The 14,305-nt window shown below is 58.3% G+C and carries 16 protein-coding genes; 5 read left to right on the forward strand and 11 right to left on the reverse strand.

What is annotated here, in order from left to right:
* From QP363_RS06750 to QP363_RS06760, 3 genes are read left to right on the forward strand one after another with little or no spacing between them, the layout of a single operon-like run.
* A complete protein-coding gene (locus QP363_RS06750) occupies positions 1 to 600 on the forward strand; it encodes a YqgE/AlgH family protein (protein ID WP_070444555.1) in 600 nt (199 codons plus the stop codon).
* 35 nt (positions 601 to 635) lie between these two features.
* Positions 636 to 1,352 (forward strand): AzlC family ABC transporter permease, encoded by a 717-nt coding sequence (locus QP363_RS06755; protein ID WP_070645170.1) that lies wholly within the window; start codon positions 636 to 638, stop codon positions 1,350 to 1,352.
* Positions 1,337 to 1,669: a branched-chain amino acid transporter permease gene (locus QP363_RS06760; protein ID WP_070444559.1), complete on the forward strand. Its 333-nt coding sequence runs from the start codon at positions 1,337 to 1,339 to the stop codon at positions 1,667 to 1,669. Before QP363_RS06755 ends, QP363_RS06760 begins: the two co-directional genes overlap by 16 nt.
* Here the strand turns inward: QP363_RS06760 and QP363_RS06765 are convergent.
* From QP363_RS06765 to QP363_RS06785, 5 genes are all read right to left on the reverse strand, one after another.
* A complete protein-coding gene (locus QP363_RS06765) occupies positions 1,666 to 1,974 on the reverse strand; it encodes a hypothetical protein (RefSeq protein WP_284763601.1) in 309 nt (102 codons plus the stop codon). The two genes, QP363_RS06760 and QP363_RS06765, sit on opposite strands and share 4 nt — an antisense overlap.
* A gap of 6 nt (positions 1,975 to 1,980) precedes the next feature.
* Positions 1,981 to 2,940, reverse strand: a complete 960-nt coding sequence (locus QP363_RS06770) for a bile acid:sodium symporter family protein (RefSeq protein WP_284763602.1) — start codon at positions 2,938 to 2,940, stop codon at positions 1,981 to 1,983.
* A 75-nt stretch (positions 2,941 to 3,015) separates the two neighbouring features.
* A complete protein-coding gene (locus QP363_RS06775; protein ID WP_070645176.1) occupies positions 3,016 to 3,387 on the reverse strand; it encodes a Rieske 2Fe-2S domain-containing protein in 372 nt (123 codons plus the stop codon).
* 51 nt (positions 3,388 to 3,438) lie between these two features.
* The gene (locus tag QP363_RS06780; RefSeq protein WP_070711375.1) at positions 3,439 to 3,663 is read right to left on the reverse strand and encodes a hypothetical protein; all 225 of its coding nucleotides are present in this window, start codon (positions 3,661 to 3,663) and stop codon (positions 3,439 to 3,441) included.
* Between the two features lie 224 nt (positions 3,664 to 3,887).
* Complete coding sequence (locus tag QP363_RS06785) at positions 3,888 to 4,352, reverse strand: SdpI family protein (protein ID WP_070444569.1); 465 nt, start codon at positions 4,350 to 4,352, stop codon at positions 3,888 to 3,890.
* A 157-nt stretch (positions 4,353 to 4,509) separates the two neighbouring features.
* On the opposite strand from QP363_RS06785, the gene QP363_RS06790 reads away from it, so the two are divergent.
* Positions 4,510 to 5,745: a dicarboxylate/amino acid:cation symporter gene (locus QP363_RS06790; protein ID WP_070711374.1), complete on the forward strand. Its 1,236-nt coding sequence runs from the start codon at positions 4,510 to 4,512 to the stop codon at positions 5,743 to 5,745.
* 347 nt (positions 5,746 to 6,092) lie between these two features.
* Complete coding sequence (locus tag QP363_RS06795; protein ID WP_284763607.1) at positions 6,093 to 7,298, forward strand: HNH endonuclease signature motif containing protein; 1,206 nt, start codon at positions 6,093 to 6,095, stop codon at positions 7,296 to 7,298.
* A 291-nt stretch (positions 7,299 to 7,589) separates the two neighbouring features.
* On the opposite strand, the gene trpA is transcribed toward QP363_RS06795, so the two are convergent.
* The 6 genes from trpA to QP363_RS06825 are packed head-to-tail and all read right to left on the reverse strand — an operon-like array spanning position 7,590 to position 14,217.
* Entirely contained in the window at positions 7,590 to 8,420 is an 831-nt protein-coding gene (trpA, locus tag QP363_RS06800) for a tryptophan synthase subunit alpha (RefSeq protein WP_284763608.1), read from the reverse strand.
* A complete protein-coding gene (trpB, locus tag QP363_RS06805; RefSeq protein ID WP_070444575.1) occupies positions 8,420 to 9,634 on the reverse strand; it encodes a tryptophan synthase subunit beta in 1,215 nt (404 codons plus the stop codon). Before trpB ends, trpA begins: the two co-directional genes overlap by 1 nt.
* 45 nt (positions 9,635 to 9,679) lie before the next feature.
* Positions 9,680 to 11,062 (reverse strand): bifunctional indole-3-glycerol-phosphate synthase TrpC/phosphoribosylanthranilate isomerase TrpF, encoded by a 1,383-nt coding sequence (gene trpCF, locus QP363_RS06810; protein WP_144657890.1) that lies wholly within the window; start codon positions 11,060 to 11,062, stop codon positions 9,680 to 9,682.
* On the reverse strand, positions 11,040 to 12,077 hold the full coding sequence (trpD, locus tag QP363_RS06815; RefSeq protein ID WP_070444579.1) for an anthranilate phosphoribosyltransferase: 1,038 nt from the start codon (positions 12,075 to 12,077) through the stop codon (positions 11,040 to 11,042). The genes trpCF and trpD overlap by 23 nt, the downstream gene beginning before the upstream one ends.
* Positions 12,077 to 12,721, reverse strand: coding sequence for an anthranilate synthase component II (locus QP363_RS06820; RefSeq protein WP_144657673.1), 645 nt, complete (start codon positions 12,719 to 12,721; stop codon positions 12,077 to 12,079). Before QP363_RS06820 ends, trpD begins: the two co-directional genes overlap by 1 nt.
* On the reverse strand, positions 12,718 to 14,217 hold the full coding sequence (locus QP363_RS06825) for an anthranilate synthase component 1 (protein WP_144657671.1): 1,500 nt from the start codon (positions 14,215 to 14,217) through the stop codon (positions 12,718 to 12,720). The genes QP363_RS06820 and QP363_RS06825 overlap by 4 nt, the downstream gene beginning before the upstream one ends.
* Between the last annotated feature and the right edge of the window lie 88 nt (positions 14,218 to 14,305).

A 14,305-nucleotide genomic window follows, 5' to 3' on the forward strand; every position in this document is an offset into this window, starting at 1 on the left:
ATGTACGCAGACAGACTTTTCAACGCCCTCGAGCGCAACGATCCCGCCCCTGGCCAGCTCCTTGTGGCGGCTCCCGACGTCCTCGCGCCCCATTACAATCGCTCCGTCATCCTTATCACCGAGCAGCATGCGGGGCGGACCTATGGTGTGGACCTGACTAAGCGCTCCGAAGTCGCTGTTTTCAATGTCATGCCGGAGTGGCTACCAGTGGTTGCTAAGCCGCAGGCCCTCTACATCGGCGGTCCGCACAATCAGCAGGCGGCCATTGGTGTGGCGCTGACGAAGCAGGGCGTGACCATTGAGGAGCAGCCGGCGCTGAGCCGCCTCGCCCCGCGCGTGGCTCTGGTAGATTTGCGCGTCGGTCCCGATGCCGTCACCGAATTAGTAGAGGGTATGCGTCTTTTCGCCGGTCACTTCGAGTGGGGTCCTGGCGAATTGGATGAGGAAATTGACCGCGGTGAGTGGTACGTGGCCCCTGCCCTGCCCCAGGACGTGGTCTCCTCGGGGTCAACGGATACGTGGTCGGATGTCATGCGCAGGCAGGCCATGCCCCTTCCGTTGTTCGCCACTTTCCCGCGCTATATCGATGAAGATAATTAGCGCTCGTCCTTTTCTTCTGCGCTAACATCTCTGCCATGCGTGCGGAGATCATCAAGGCAATACGGACCTGCATGCCCATCGCCGTCGGGGTGGTGCCGTTGGGCCTCGCCTTCGGCGTGCTCATGGTCCAGACCGGTTTTGACTGGTGGTGGACCCCTATCTTTTCCATCATTATTTACGCTGGCTCGATGGAATTCCTCGCCATTTCCATGGTTACCGGCGGCGTGACGCCCGCCGTAGCCGCGCTGACGGGTTTCATGGTCAACTTCCGGCACATCTTCTACGGGCTGACCTTTCCGCGCGATGAGATTTCGAGCCGCCTCGGCCGCGCTTATTCGACGTACGCGCTTACCGACGAATCCTATGCCGTGCTCTCGGCCCTCCCCCGTAACTCGCGTCCAAGTGGCGTGTTTGTTTTTAGCGTGCAGCTGTACTGCCAAGTCCTATGGGTCGGTTCCGGGATCATTGGTGCGGTAGCAGGCCAGGCCATTCCTCCTTCGGTGAAGGGCTTGGAGTTTGCCCTTGTCGCCCTGTTTATTGTGCTCGCGATTGATTCTTTTCAGAACAACAAGGATTACTCCCTCCCCCTGTCAGCGGCGGTCCTGGGAATCCTCGCGAGCTTTCTATTTCCCGGTCAGCTGCTCATGGTGGCGCTGAGTGCTTATTTCTTGCTCTTGGTGGTGCGTTACCTTTCTCCGCGTATCGACAATGCGCTGATTCTGCGGAGGGAGCCAACATGCCAGACGGAGTAACCCTCGGTAGCATTTTCGCCGTTTTGATCCCCGTCGGGATAGTCACCGTCCTCTTGCGTTGGCTGCCCTTCGGGTTCGTCAAAGCGCTTAAAGGAAGCCAGTTCATCAGCATGTTGGGATTCACCATGCCCGTGGGTGTGATGACGGTGCTTGTGGTCTATACCTTGTTTGGTCAGATCCAGGACACGGGAAGCCTAATACCTCCCCTCGTCGGCGCAGCGGTTACCGCAGTATTGCACCTGTGGCGCCGGAACTCGGGCTTGTCCATCTTCGGTGGCACGGCCGTGTACATGGTGTTAGTGAACCTGGTGCTTTAAAAGTCCCCGTACAGGGCGATGGCCTCGGTCCACAGGGAGTGGAACTGGAAGGCGTCGATAAGCTCGGCGTCGATGTCGGGGAACGTGTCGTAGGTATCGGGGTGTGGGACCACGCTCTGTGGGATGTTGGCGTCACCCACTGAGGCGGTTGGCATGGCGGCACCGACGATGGCGTCATTCGGTGCGAGGGCAATCATGCGCAGCATGGTGCAGGCCTCGCCGTTAATTTCCTCCAGCTCCGCGATGTGAATGGCAGTGCCGACCTCAGGAACAGTCATGGTGGTGCGAACATAAAGCTTTTTCATGTGCTCTCACTCTACCCGCGCATAGCGAGCCGCCATAGACGCGCAGATCATCAACTGCACCTGGTGGTAGATCATGAGCGGGAGGATGAGCAGTCCCAAGGAGGTACCACCGGAGGCAAAAATAACCGAGGCCATGGGAAGGCCTGTGGCCAGGGATTTCTTCGAACCACAGAATTGGATAGCGATGATGTCTTCCCTGCTGAATCCAAACTTTTTACTCACGACCTTGGTCAACCACAGCATGAAGAAAACGAATGCGGTGGAGAACACAATCTGAAAAAGAATTTGCCATATGCTAATCGACGCCCAGATCCCGTCGATCATTCCTTTCGAAAAGGCCGCATACACCACCATGGCAATGGAGCCACGGTCCACCACTTTCGTGGCCTTGCTCGCTGCGAGTTGTCCTACCCATTTTCTGGTGAGCTGGCCGAGCACGAAAGGTAGGAGCAAAAGGACAGAAATCTCAAGGAAAACTGAGCTATCGATATGGATGCCGTCTCCGGCGCCCATGAGTGCCATGACCAGCAATGGCGTAAGCAGAACTCCAGCGAGGTTTGATGCAGACGCAGAGACGATTGCTCCAGGAACATTTCCTCGGGCGATTGAGGTAAAGGCTACCGATGATTGCACCGTGGACGGTACGAGCGTGAGGTAGAGGATTCCCAAGTAAAGATCGTTTGGAATGAACGCGGTGAGTGGGCGGAGTGCGAGGCCGATGATTGGGTAGACCACGAAGGTAAACACCAGGATGGTGAGATGGAGCTTCCAGTGTTTGATACCGTTGATGGCTTCTCGCGTTGAGAGCCGCGCGCCGTAAAGAAAGAAGAGAAGGGCGATCGCGATATTCGTGAGGACATCGAAGCCGTCTGCAAAGCTTCCGCGTGCGGGAAAAACGATAGCGATTGCGACGGCGAAGAGGATGAGGATGATGAGGGGGTCGAGTCTTTTAAGGCGCTCAATCATAGAAGAGAGTCTAGACGCCCCTCACGGTTTCACGTGAAACATCTTTTCAAGCCCCTGCGTCCCCGGGGATAGCCTCTAGGCGGAGACGTTTTTGATTGTTCCACCGTTGTTTTCTACGCCGTACTCTGTAAGCGGTTTGGGGCTGGGTCCGCCGGTAACTTCACCACTGCTGAGGTCAAAGCTGGAGTAGTGGCTAGTGCAGGTGGCAGTCATGCCTTCAATCTTCGTAATGAGGGAGCCCTGGTGTGGGCAGGTCTGCGAGTATGCCTTGAACTCCCCTTCAGTGGGTTGAGCGAAAATCACTTTGTCCACAATGATGGCTGAGCCGACGGGGATTTCTGTCGCAGCGATCTCTGCGGAAGGCTCCTTGCCGCAAGCGGCGAGGTAAGCCCCGGCAAAAGTGGTGGCGGTACCAAGCAGGAAGAGACGGCGTGAACATGTTGTCATGCTGATTACTCTATCTGATTGATGGAGTGTGTTCTGGAGGATGGTGGGCAGCTAGCTGAGTTTGCCATCCCACACGGGGAGCTCGTCTTCCCTACTGCCGCTGAAATCATAGGCACCGTAGTTTGTGCCGACATCGCTATAGATTGTTCCGGCTATGGTGTGCCCGGTGCGGTTATCGCTAGAAAGCGCATAAGTAGCCCCTGCCCCTAGAATGCTGAGGCTGAGCGCGGCGGCAGCGATGATTCGAAACGTGCGGATGTTTGTAACTTTGTTCATGGGATCCATGGTGCGCCGAAGATCGTGTCTTGTCACGGCACCGCCTCGCTCTCCCATGGTGTTGGTGCACACTTCTCAGTGTTGGCACAGGATAAAGAAAAGGGCTCCGCCAATGGTGGTGGGATTCCATGGATGGCGGAGCAACGTATTTATTTGAATGTGACGAAAATAGTGTGGTGGTTATTTGTACCGATTGATTACGTCACTGTGCTTTAAAGTAGGTGTTAATTCTTGTCCACGTTATCGGCGCGTGCCGCAGCTGCGCGGGCCGCGGAGACGTCGACAGTCGGCGCTTCTCCCCCGCACCCGCCATCGCCGCAATTGCAGGAATCACCGCAGCCTTCGTCCCCTTTGTGCGCCTGGTTCCACAGGTACGAGGCACGGGCACCCATGTTTGAACCGATGGATAGCGCGAGGATTGCCACGACGAAGGTGAGCGCGGGGATAAGCCACATCCATCCCTCCGCGCGCAATGCGATGATGCCACCGAATACTAAAGCGACGCCGCCCAAGAACCAGAACGGGCCCGCGACAGCATGGGCATTATCCCAGGCTTCTCTAGATGTGCGGATTTCCGCGAGACGTAAGCCAACGACGCTATTTCCAGGAAGCTTGCGGAGCGTGGCAAGGCCACCGACGACAATAAGTACCGCGGCCAAGATGAGGAAAATGATTCCGACTACGAGCATGCCCCTTAGTCTATCCGGCTTCCTAGCTGGCGAGAAAGCCGGTTCAAATTATTCGCATCCTGCTGTAATATACATTTCGTGTCGCTTGGTAGATATTAATGTACTTATCATCGAGCGAGAAAACCGACATGGTAGCAACCATAGAAAAGACTCAATCATGACATTCAAGAGTGTTCTCAACTCTCTGTTGTTCAAGATTATCGTCGCGATAGTTTTGGGCATCATCGTTAGCCAGTTTGCCCCGGAGTGGTTCGGAAGGGCCTTCGCCACATACAACGGCCTGTTTTCAAACTTCCTTGGCTTCTTCATCCCCGTTCTTATTCTCGCCCTTGTTGCCCCTGCAATTGCAGGCCTTGGACGGGGCGCCGGTAAGTGGCTGGGTATTACTGCAGGCATCGCTTATGGCTCAACTATTGTGGCGGGCCTTGTCGCTTATGGCCTGACCCAGGCCCTCTACCCCACTTTGCTGGGTGGACAAACGCTTAATACGGACGTCGCCGACATTGATGCCGGTGCTCTCGAACCCTACTTCACCGTCGAAATGCCTGCACCTTTTGAGGTGATGACAGCTCTATTGCTGTCCTTCTGTATCGGCGTGGCCATGACCACCGTGAAATCTGACAACCTATACGCGATCACTAAGGAATTCGAGAATGTTGTCATCAAGGTGATCTGGGGATTCGTTATCCCACTTCTGCCGTTCTACATCTTTGGCATGTTCCTTTCCCTAGGTATGAACGGGAATATCGGAACGGTGTTGGTCGCCTTCACGAAGGTTCTTCTGCTTGCAGTCGTTATGACCTTGGTTTACCTTGTGCTCCAGTACGTCATTGCAGGTGCCATTGCAGGTAAGAATCCATTCAGCGCATTGAAGAACATGGCACCGGCCTACTTTACCGCGCTGGGTACTTCTTCTTCTGCCGCTTCGATTCCGGTCACTTTGGACGCCACTTTGAAGAATGGTATTTCCAAGCCCGTTGCCGGCTTTGTCATCCCTCTCTGTGCGACCATTCATCTTTCCGGTTCGATGATAAAGCTGACGCTATACGCTTTCGCGATCGTGTTTATGGCAGATGGTATGGAAGCTGACCTGGGTAAGGCCTTGGGATTCATTCTGTTGCTTGGCATCATGATGATCGCCGCCCCCGGCGTTCCGGGTGGTGCTGTTATGGTCGCGGTCGGCTTGTTGCAGGCCAATATGGGCTTTGATGATTCGATGGTGGCGTTGATGATCGCCGCCTATATTGCAATCGACTCCGTTGGTACTGCAGCAAACGTTACTGGCGACGGCGCCATTGCGATGATCGTCGATCGTTTCGCGCGGGACAAGATTGACGGCCTAGAGGCTGAGTCAGACGCTGCGGCTGCCGACGAGGAGCCCGCAACGGCATAAGTTTCACGTGAAACGCTGGATGTTTCCCCCTCCCTAGCCTGCTTTCCATCCCTGGTCTATACGTCTAGATCGCTAACTCGGACTCTGGCTCTGGGAGGGGGATTTTGTTTATTTTGGCGAAAACTTCGTGGTCTACTGATTGCGCACTTTGCCATCAAAGGCCTCGGTGAAAAAATAAAGCAACTCTTGCGGGAAACCTATAGAACATGTATTCTATAGGTGGGAGTGGGGAACGTAATTGTTCGGCTAGTTTAGGGGTGCAGCTACCCGTGGGAACCACAACAAACTCTTCAACGTCAGTACCTACTGCGTACTTTTCTCACTCAAACCCGCACGATCCAGAATGCATGGCGGGCCAACTCATGCGGAGAATAGAGTACGAGTTTTGGTCTAGTGTCCAACCGCCGCTCGATGCCGATTCAGATACTGCCTTTTTGCGTATAGGGCAAAAGACAGGAAAGTCTCCTGCGCATGTGGCGCGGAATGTCATGGGATTAATCCGTCTCAGTGAGTTGCCGAAAGTAAAGGTTCTGCAAGATGCTGCGTTCTTGCTCGATATGCAAGCCCTGGTCGCTATCGATCAGGTAATGGCAAAACTCGGGAACCCTCTCTCATCGGTGGTCGCCGAAATTGACAGTCAACTTTCGGCGTGGCTAACGCCGACTAAACCGAACCAGGTCTTCCCCAGTGCTGAAAAGATTCGGCGAAAAGTGCGAGACATCGCCAAAGTCTTGGATGATTCAATCGAGTTCCGGGACAAGCGGAAAAAGAATCGCTACTCGCTTCTTACTCGGGGAGAGCGTGTGTCGATTGAGCTTGAGGTGGACAGCAAGGTCGGCGTCGTAATCCACGAGACTATTAAGCTTGCCGCCAAAGAGCATGACGTTTCAATGGCGGATGCCTTGATTCTACTCATTACGGGCAAAATTCAGCCTGAGGCGGGAAAGGTCGTCGTACATGAATACAAAGCTACTGACGTGGAGGGGGCTCCAGTCTACGTGCAGGGACATGGGTGGACCGGCGAGGGGGTTCCAGCGTCGAAAACAGTGACGCGGGACTTTAGTGAAGCTCCAGGACCGTGCGATGGCTATCAGCCTTCTGAATTTACCCGAAAGTATGTCGAGGGGCGCGATGGTACCTGTCGTGCGCCCGGATGTAATCGTCCGGCATGGACATGTCAGCTGGACCACCGGATTAACTATTCCGATGGCGGCCAAACGCATGCCTCAAACTTGGTTGCTCTTTGCCAGCATCACCACAACATGAAAACAGATGGACGGGCGTTCTACATCCTGGACCCGGTTACTGGTGATGTTGTGTGGTTGTACGAGGACGGAACTTGGGCCGTAACTGAGGCAACCGGCCCGTTGGCACCAGCCTCGAAGGTGTGGGCCCGGACCATTGCGGAAGATGTGGTTGCGCACCGTCGCAAGATGCACGAAGAGGCGCGAGCTTTGAAAGTTGAGGTGGACGGCGGAGAGATGGTCGAAATATTCGACAAGACGGACCCTGCGGAACGCTACTCGAATGGGTACGACGATATTCCCTTCTAAGCACTTAGCCTGCGAAAGCATCGAGAAGCTCACAGAGAATTAAGGAGTCATATGGGGAAGGTGGACTGAGGTTTATTGGCCGTCGCTTATTTCGATACCGATAGGCTCACCGCCTGTGCACTCGGTTAGGGCACGGTTTCACGTGAAACGGCCCCTTCCATCGGGGTGCGCGGTGGCGCGCAGCGTGATGAAAGAGGCCGTCGGGAGGCGGACTGCTCTAGGTCGCTAGACATCTCACTTTTAGCTATCGTTGCCCGAAACGCTACCCGGCAAAGTGCAGATGAGGCCTGACTAGGGCTCGGTGGGCTTAGTGGCAGCTTTCATCTTCGAGACAAAGTCGATAACTGCAGCAGCGAGCATCTCGGTGGGTCGATTATCTTCGTCAAGGTGTGCGTCAACGATCTTTGTTAACGCGGATCCTGTAATCGCGCCGGCTGCACCGGCGTCGATAGCGTCCGCGACGTGTTGGGGAGTCGAAATTCCGAAGCCGAGGAGAATCGGTGCCCCACCAAAACGCTTCACGTTGCTCACTACTTCATCGAGCCCGCGCGTCTCCGATTCCTTCTCGGTGCCGGTGACGCCGTCGCGCGAGATCGCGTAGATGTAGCCTTTGGAGTACTTCGCTACGCCCTCGAGGGTCTTCCCGGAGGCTTGTGCGGGTGCGATGAAGATGGGATCGATTCCTGCTCGGTCGGCTGCGTCGACGAAGGGGGCGCCTTCGCGAACGGGGACGTCGGGAAGCAAAATGCTATCGGCGCCGGCCTCTTGGAACTCGGCATAGAAGGTTTCTAGCCCCCGAGTGAAGGGGACGTTGCCGTAGATGAGCATGCCGATGGGCAGGTCTGGGAACTCGCTTCGAATTGTGCGGATTTGCTCGATCGCAGAATCTACCGTCGCGCCGCCTGCGAGGGCGCGGATGTGTGAGGCCTGGATCGTGGGACCGTCGGCGACCGGATCTGAGAAGGGAACGCCGAGTTCGAGCGCGTCAGCGCCACCGGCGACGGCCGCGCGAACGATGGTGAGGGCGGTTTCTGGGTCGGGATCGCTCAGCATGATGAAAGGGACAAAAGCCCCTTCATTGCGGGCAGCGAGACTGGAGAAGAGTTTCTCGTAGCGGCTCATTACTTGTCCTCCGTGATCTTGAATTCGGGGTGCGCGTCGAGGGTGCGGCGGACGTGATCGATGTCCTTGTCACCGCGCCCGGAAAGAGAAACGAGAATGGTGATGTCTTCATCTTTGCGTTTCAACGCATAGGCCAGGGCGTGCGAGGATTCGAGGGCGGGGATAATGCCCTCGCGGCGGCTGAGGAGCTGGAAGGCCTCGAGAGCTTCGGCGTCGGTGATGCCGACATATGTGGCTCGGCCGGTCTGTGCGAGGTGGGCGTGCTGTGGGCCCACGCCCGGGTAGTCGAGTCCGGCCGAAATGGAATAGGATTCCTCTACCTGTCCGTCGGCATTGCGCATGAGGTAGGAGCGGGCGCCATGAAGAATTCCGATGGTTCCGTTATTGATGGTGGCGCCATGGTGCCCGGAATCGAGTCCTTCTCCCCCAGGCTCAGCGCCGACGAGTTCGACAGATTCTTCGTCGATAAAGTCCGCGAACATGCCGATGGCGTTGGAACCGCCACCGACGCACGCGACGACGAGATCTGGCAGCCCGCCGGTGCGCTCGATCATCTGGGCCTTGGCTTCCTCGGAAATCACTTTGTGGAACTCGCGGACGATCGTTGGGAAGGGATGCGGTCCCGCTGCGGTGCCGAGGAGGTAATGGGATTCGTGGAAGGTGGCGGTCCAGTCGCGGAGAGCTTCGTTGACTGCATCCTTGAGGGTTCCGGAGCCGGAATCCACGGGAATCACCTTGGCGCCCATGAGTTCCATGCGGTAGACGTTGGGTTGCTGCCGCTCGACGTCCTTGGCACCCATGTAGATCACACAGTCGAGGTCGAGCAGAGCGCAGGCGAGAGCGGTCGCGGTGCCATGTTGGCCCGCGCCGGTTTCGGCAATGATGCGCGTCTTTCCCATCCGCTTGGCTAGGAGCGCCTGGCCGATGACCTGGTTGGTCTTGTGTGCACCGCCGTGGACGAGGTCCTCACGCTTGAGGAAGATGCGTGCCTTTCCGCCAAGTTTGGTCGCTTCGGTGAGCGGCGTGGGGCGGCCCAGGTAGTCCCGTAGGTAGCCGGCAAGTTCCTTGCGGAAGGCCGGGTCATTCTGGGCGTCGACGAAGGCGTGCTCGAGCTGGTCGAGTGCTGGGATGAGTGATTCGGGAACAAATTGTCCGCCAAACTCACCGAAGTAGGCGGGAAGAATGGTCTCCCTGGTGTCCTGATCGTTGGTCATGATAGTCCTTTTGTCTCGGGCTGTTGCTAGGGCTCGGGTGGGGGATTAATACGTAAAGTGACGAATTATATGGAAGGCCTGAGCGATGAGTGCACTGTCTTTTCGACCGTTCACTTCGACCCCTGAATTGATGTCCAATCCGGCGGTGCCGACGCGAAGCGCCTGGGTGAGGTTCTCTGGATTCAGGCCCCCAGCAAGAAGTGACTTTGCTTTGACCTCGTCTGGGACAGTTGTCCAGTCGAAGGGGGTACCGGTGCCGCCGGTGCCGGAGTCGAGAATGAGGAGGTCGACGGCGTCGGCAAGCGCAGCGGCGAGGGCCGAGCCGTGGGGTGCGGTCATGTCGATGGCGCGCCACACCTGGCGCTCCCCTGCTACTGCTCGGACGGACTCAATGAGTTCGAGCTCGGCCTCTGTGCTCCCCTGGTAAGGCGCGTGGATCTGCAAGGCGGAGATGCCATCGATGGCCAACTCCTCCCAACCGGCAGTGCGGCGTGAGACCGCGACATAGCTTAGGTCGGGTTCGTGGGCGATGATGTCGAGCGCGGTTTCACGTGAAACATTGCGCGGGGAGGCCTCCTCGAAGACGAATCCCCCGTAGACGGCACCGGCGGCACGGGCGGCCTGAGCCGCTGACCATGTCGTGAGGCCGCAGACCTTGTTCTGGCCATAGACCAGCTCACGGGCGGCCCGGTCGATATCGGGCGTGCCGGTGAGCTGGGAGCCAACGAGGAAGGCATTGGCGTGAGAACCCAGGCGGCGAACGGTCTGGTTATCGCGAATACCGGACTCCGACACGATGACCTTGCCAGACGGGACGTGGTGTGAAAGGCGCTCGGAGCGTGTGAGATCGATGCTGAGGTCGTGGAGGTTGCGGTTGTTAATTCCGATGACATCGATGCCAAAGGAAGTGGCGCGGGCGACTTCCTCCTCGGTGATAGCCTCGGTGAGGACATCGAGCCCAAGGGAATCCGCGAGCTGCTTGAGTTCTGCGTAGGTGTCGTCATCGACGATCGACATCATGAGCAAAATGGCGTCGGCGCCAAAATAGCGCGCAGCGTAGACCTGAATGGGGTCAACGATGAAGTCCTTGCACAAGACAGGCAGGTGCGTGGATAGGGCCACAGTCTGCAGATGGTCGTAGTCGCCGCCAAAACGATCCGGTTCGCACAGCACCGAAATGGCTGAGGCGTAGCGCGAATACACGCGAGCGATGGCCCCAGGTTCATAGTGTTCCCGAATGAGCCCCAGTGATGGAGAGGCGGACTTGCACTCCATGACGAAACGGTTGGTGCCGTTGAGTGCATCGTAGAAGGAACGTTCTGAGCGCGGGAGAGCAGCTAAATCAACGTGTGCCAGGCGCTCACGGATTGCGGGCAGATGCGTGCGGCGCTTGGCGACGATCCCTTCAAGCACGGTCGGCAGAGCCATAGTTCGCCTCCTCGTGCTTCTTCAGCCATGCGGCGACGGTTCCATCCTTAATGAGTTGGTCGGCATGCGCGACGCCCTCGTGGATGGAATCGGTAGTGCCATTGAGATAGAACATTGCGCCGGCGGTGGCGGCGATCGCGTCGTGGTGGGCGGGCTTGCCGGTACCGGCGAAGACCGCCCGGAGGGCCCTTGCGTTTTCTTCACCGTTGCCGCCGGCGAGGTCGGAGAGCTCGTGGCGGGAGATGCCGAGGTCCTCCGGGGTGAGCTCGTAGTGGCTAATGGAGCCGTCGCGAAGCTCCCAGACCTGGGTGGTGCCGTGGACGGCAATCTCATCGGTACCCGCGCCGTGGACGACGAGCGCGCGCGTGCGGCCAAGATCCTTGAATACTTCAGCGATGAGCTGGCCCTGCTCGGGATTGGCGATGCCCATGATCTGGAACTCTGGGCGGCCCGGGCTGAGCAGCGGACCCATGGTGTTGAAGAGGGTTGAAATTCCGAGTCCCTTGCGTACCGGTTGCACGTGAGCAACTGCCGGGTTATACGCAGGAGCGAAGAGGAACGTGAAATTCGAGGCTTCGAGTTGGCGGACCGCGCGGTCCGGATCGAGGTCGAGCGGGATGCCGAGGGCCTCAAGGACGTCGGCGGAACCCGACTTGGAAGATACGGAACGGTTGCCGTGCTTGACCATCTTGACCCCGCCGGCGGAGGCGACGAGAGATGCGCCGGTGGTGACGTTGATGGTGTTAGCGCCATCGCCACCGGTCCCTGCGGTGTCCATGAGTCCCTTTCCGGTGACTGGGAAGGGACGCCCAGCATTGAGGAAGGCGCGCGCCGCGCCGGCGACATCGGCGAAGGTTTCGCCGCGAGTACGGATGTGGGTAAGGAGAGCGGCGATATGAATGTCGTCGTACTCCCCTACTGTCAGTGGGGTAAAGACCTCGATAGCTTGCTCGAGCGTTGGATGTGAAATGTCGAGGAATTCCTGCAGTGTCTTGAGGGCGTGGTTATTAGTCATTACTTGGCTCCTTCCATAGTGGGGAGAGAAGAAAGTTGTTTGATACAGCGTTCGATGATGATGGGTCCCGTCGGCGTGAGGACAGACTCTGGGTGGAACTGCAGGCCGAGGGCCATACCGTCGAGAGTTTCCGCCGCCATGGTGACAGGGCCGATATTGGTGTCGGTCTCCGCGAGGCTGCGCATCTGGGCGGGAATGTTCGCGCAGCCCAAGGAGTGATAGCGCGCAACGGGGACGAGGCGGCCCACGTAGTTCGGGTTATCTGGCTCGGAATCAGTAGTGAGCCCTTGGAAGAGCGGGTGCTTCGCGCCAGCGTCGGTCAGCGTCATGGGCACAGAGGAACCGTGCACCGGGCCGCAGGCTTCAACCCTGCCGCCGCAATGCTCGAGCAGCGCCTGGAAGCCCAGGCAGATGCCGAGGATGGGGATGCGGCCGAGGGAGGCGTCGATAAGCTGCATCATCGATCCGGCGTCGCGCGGGTGGCCGGGGCCGGGTGAAAGGATGATGATGTCGGGCTGGGCGGCGAGGACCTCCTCCACCGGCACGGTGTTGCGGAAGACGGTGGTGTTATATCCCGCGAGGGCGTCGACGAGGTTGTAGACGAAAGAATCGTGGTTATCGATGAGGACGACGTGCGGGTTCATCGGATGACCTCCAGGTTTGCGTTGTGGGCCTGGGCGATGGCGCTGAGCACCGCGTAGGCCTTGTGGACGGTTTCATCGGCTTCGGACTGCGGAACGGAATCACGCACGACTCCCGCACCGGCCTGGACGACGGCCGTGCCATCCTTGACGTAGGCGGAACGGATGACGATGCAGTTGTCCATGGATCCATCGCCGCGCAGGTAACCGATAGCTCCCCCGAAGGAGCCGCGGCGAGTGCCTTCGGTTTCGCGGATGAGCTCCATCGCGCGCAGCTTCGGTGCGCCGGTCAGCGTTCCCATGTTCATGCAGGCACGGTAGGCGTCGAGGGCGTCGAAATCCTCGTGCAGTGTGGCGACAACGCGGGAGACCAAGTGCATCACGCGGGAATAGCGGTCCACCTGGAGCAGATCAGCGACCTGTCGGGTGCCGGGAACAGCGACGCGGGCGAGATCATTGCGGGCTAAGTCAACCAGCATGATGTGCTCCGAGACCTCTTTGGAGTCGGTGCGCATCTCGAGTTCGTTGCGGATGTCCAGCTCGTGGGTCGCACCGCGCGGGCGGGTGCCGGCGACCGGGTAGAGCTGCACCTGCCGGTCAGCGGCCGTGTACTTCAGGTTGGATTCGGGGGAAGCGCCGAAGAGCTCGTGCTCGGTGCCGCGCAGGTAGAACATATACGGCGAGGGGTTGGTTTCTCGCAGCGTGCGGTAGGCAGTAAAGGCATCCGGGCAGTCGAGGCTGAACGCGCGGGAGGGCACGACCTGATAGATATCGCCTGCATGTACGTTGTCTTGGAGGCGCTCGACGTGGCGGCGGAAAGCGGCGTCATCAATGGAAGCGCGTGCGCGAATGGTCTCGCGCGGTGCCGGGGCTTCTGGAGTAATAGGTACGGTGACAACGGCCCGGTCCAGCTCTTCTTCGAGCGCGTGCTTGTCGACGCCCCACCCCTCTATTTTCGCGGTCTCCGTCAGGTGGTCCACCGTGAGGACGTGCTCGGCTACCAGAAATTCATAGTCGGGGTATTCGTTAGGGCCATCAGGAACCGGCGGCAGTGCCTCGAAGGTATCGACATAGTCGAAGGCGAATCCCCCACCAAGGAAAGGCAGCGACTCGCCGGAATAGAGCTGGCTAAACTGCAGTGTGCGCAGGATATCTGCAGTTGAGGTGGCGCGGAGGCGGGCGCGCTCATCGTGCTCGGTTGAGAGCTCGAAGCTAAAGGTGGCGCTGCCCTCACCGTTCTGGCTCATCCTGGAGCGGAAGTCCTGACGAAGTTCATCTAAGAGTAGGTGCCCGGACGGAGTTAAGGCCGTTGCGGTGACTTCCTGGCCGCGGCACACCACCTTGAGTGCCGCCTTGGTGATGGCGATGCAGGTGAGGTTCTTCTTGGACTCGATGTCGGCGGACTCTAAGAGCAGGGAATCCTGCGGAGTGGCGAGGGCATAAAAGAGCGCGCTGGCGTCCGGTATGTACCTGACCTCGCGTTGGGCTGTATACGGCATCCTGTGTCTTTCTTTAACGATAGTGAGTGCTGCCGCGAGCTTCGCAAGAGAGCAAAACGCCGAAAAGCCCGCAGCTGCGGGCCTAAAA

It is taken from the genome of Corynebacterium sp. UMB6689 (assembly GCF_030215295.1).
In the GTDB taxonomy this organism is placed as follows: Bacteria; Actinomycetota; Actinomycetes; order Mycobacteriales; family Mycobacteriaceae; genus Corynebacterium; species Corynebacterium aurimucosum.

Excerpts from the sequence above, each read along its gene's own strand:
- QP363_RS06825 (WP_144657671.1), bottom strand. The coding sequence starts at position 14,217 with ATGCCGTATACAGCCCAACGCGAGGTCAGGTACATACCGGACGCCAGC.
- QP363_RS06775 (WP_070645176.1), bottom strand. The coding sequence starts at position 3,387 with ATGACAACATGTTCACGCCGTCTCTTCCTGCTTGGTACCGCCACCACT.
- QP363_RS06795 (WP_284763607.1), top strand. The coding sequence starts at position 6,093 with ATGGCGGGCCAACTCATGCGGAGAATAGAGTACGAGTTTTGGTCTAGT.
- QP363_RS06820 (WP_144657673.1), bottom strand. The coding sequence starts at position 12,721 with ATGAACCCGCACGTCGTCCTCATCGATAACCACGATTCTTTCGTCTAC.
- trpCF (WP_144657890.1), bottom strand. The coding sequence starts at position 11,062 with ATGGCTCTGCCGACCGTGCTTGAAGGGATCGTCGCCAAGCGCCGCACG.
- QP363_RS06755 (WP_070645170.1), top strand. The coding sequence starts at position 636 with ATGCGTGCGGAGATCATCAAGGCAATACGGACCTGCATGCCCATCGCC.
- QP363_RS06785 (WP_070444569.1), bottom strand. The coding sequence starts at position 4,352 with ATGCTCGTAGTCGGAATCATTTTCCTCATCTTGGCCGCGGTACTTATT.
- QP363_RS06790 (WP_070711374.1), top strand. The coding sequence starts at position 4,510 with ATGACATTCAAGAGTGTTCTCAACTCTCTGTTGTTCAAGATTATCGTC.
- trpD (WP_070444579.1), bottom strand. The coding sequence starts at position 12,077 with ATGACTAATAACCACGCCCTCAAGACACTGCAGGAATTCCTCGACATT.
- QP363_RS06770 (WP_284763602.1), bottom strand. The coding sequence starts at position 2,940 with ATGATTGAGCGCCTTAAAAGACTCGACCCCCTCATCATCCTCATCCTC.
- QP363_RS06780 (WP_070711375.1), bottom strand. The coding sequence starts at position 3,663 with ATGAACAAAGTTACAAACATCCGCACGTTTCGAATCATCGCTGCCGCC.
- trpA (WP_284763608.1), bottom strand. The coding sequence starts at position 8,420 with ATGAGCCGCTACGAGAAACTCTTCTCCAGTCTCGCTGCCCGCAATGAA.
- QP363_RS06765 (WP_284763601.1), bottom strand. The coding sequence starts at position 1,974 with ATGAAAAAGCTTTATGTTCGCACCACCATGACTGTTCCTGAGGTCGGC.
- trpB (WP_070444575.1), bottom strand. The coding sequence starts at position 9,634 with ATGACCAACGATCAGGACACCAGGGAGACCATTCTTCCCGCCTACTTC.
- QP363_RS06760 (WP_070444559.1), top strand. The coding sequence starts at position 1,337 with ATGCCAGACGGAGTAACCCTCGGTAGCATTTTCGCCGTTTTGATCCCC.
- QP363_RS06750 (WP_070444555.1), top strand. The coding sequence starts at position 1 with ATGTACGCAGACAGACTTTTCAACGCCCTCGAGCGCAACGATCCCGCC.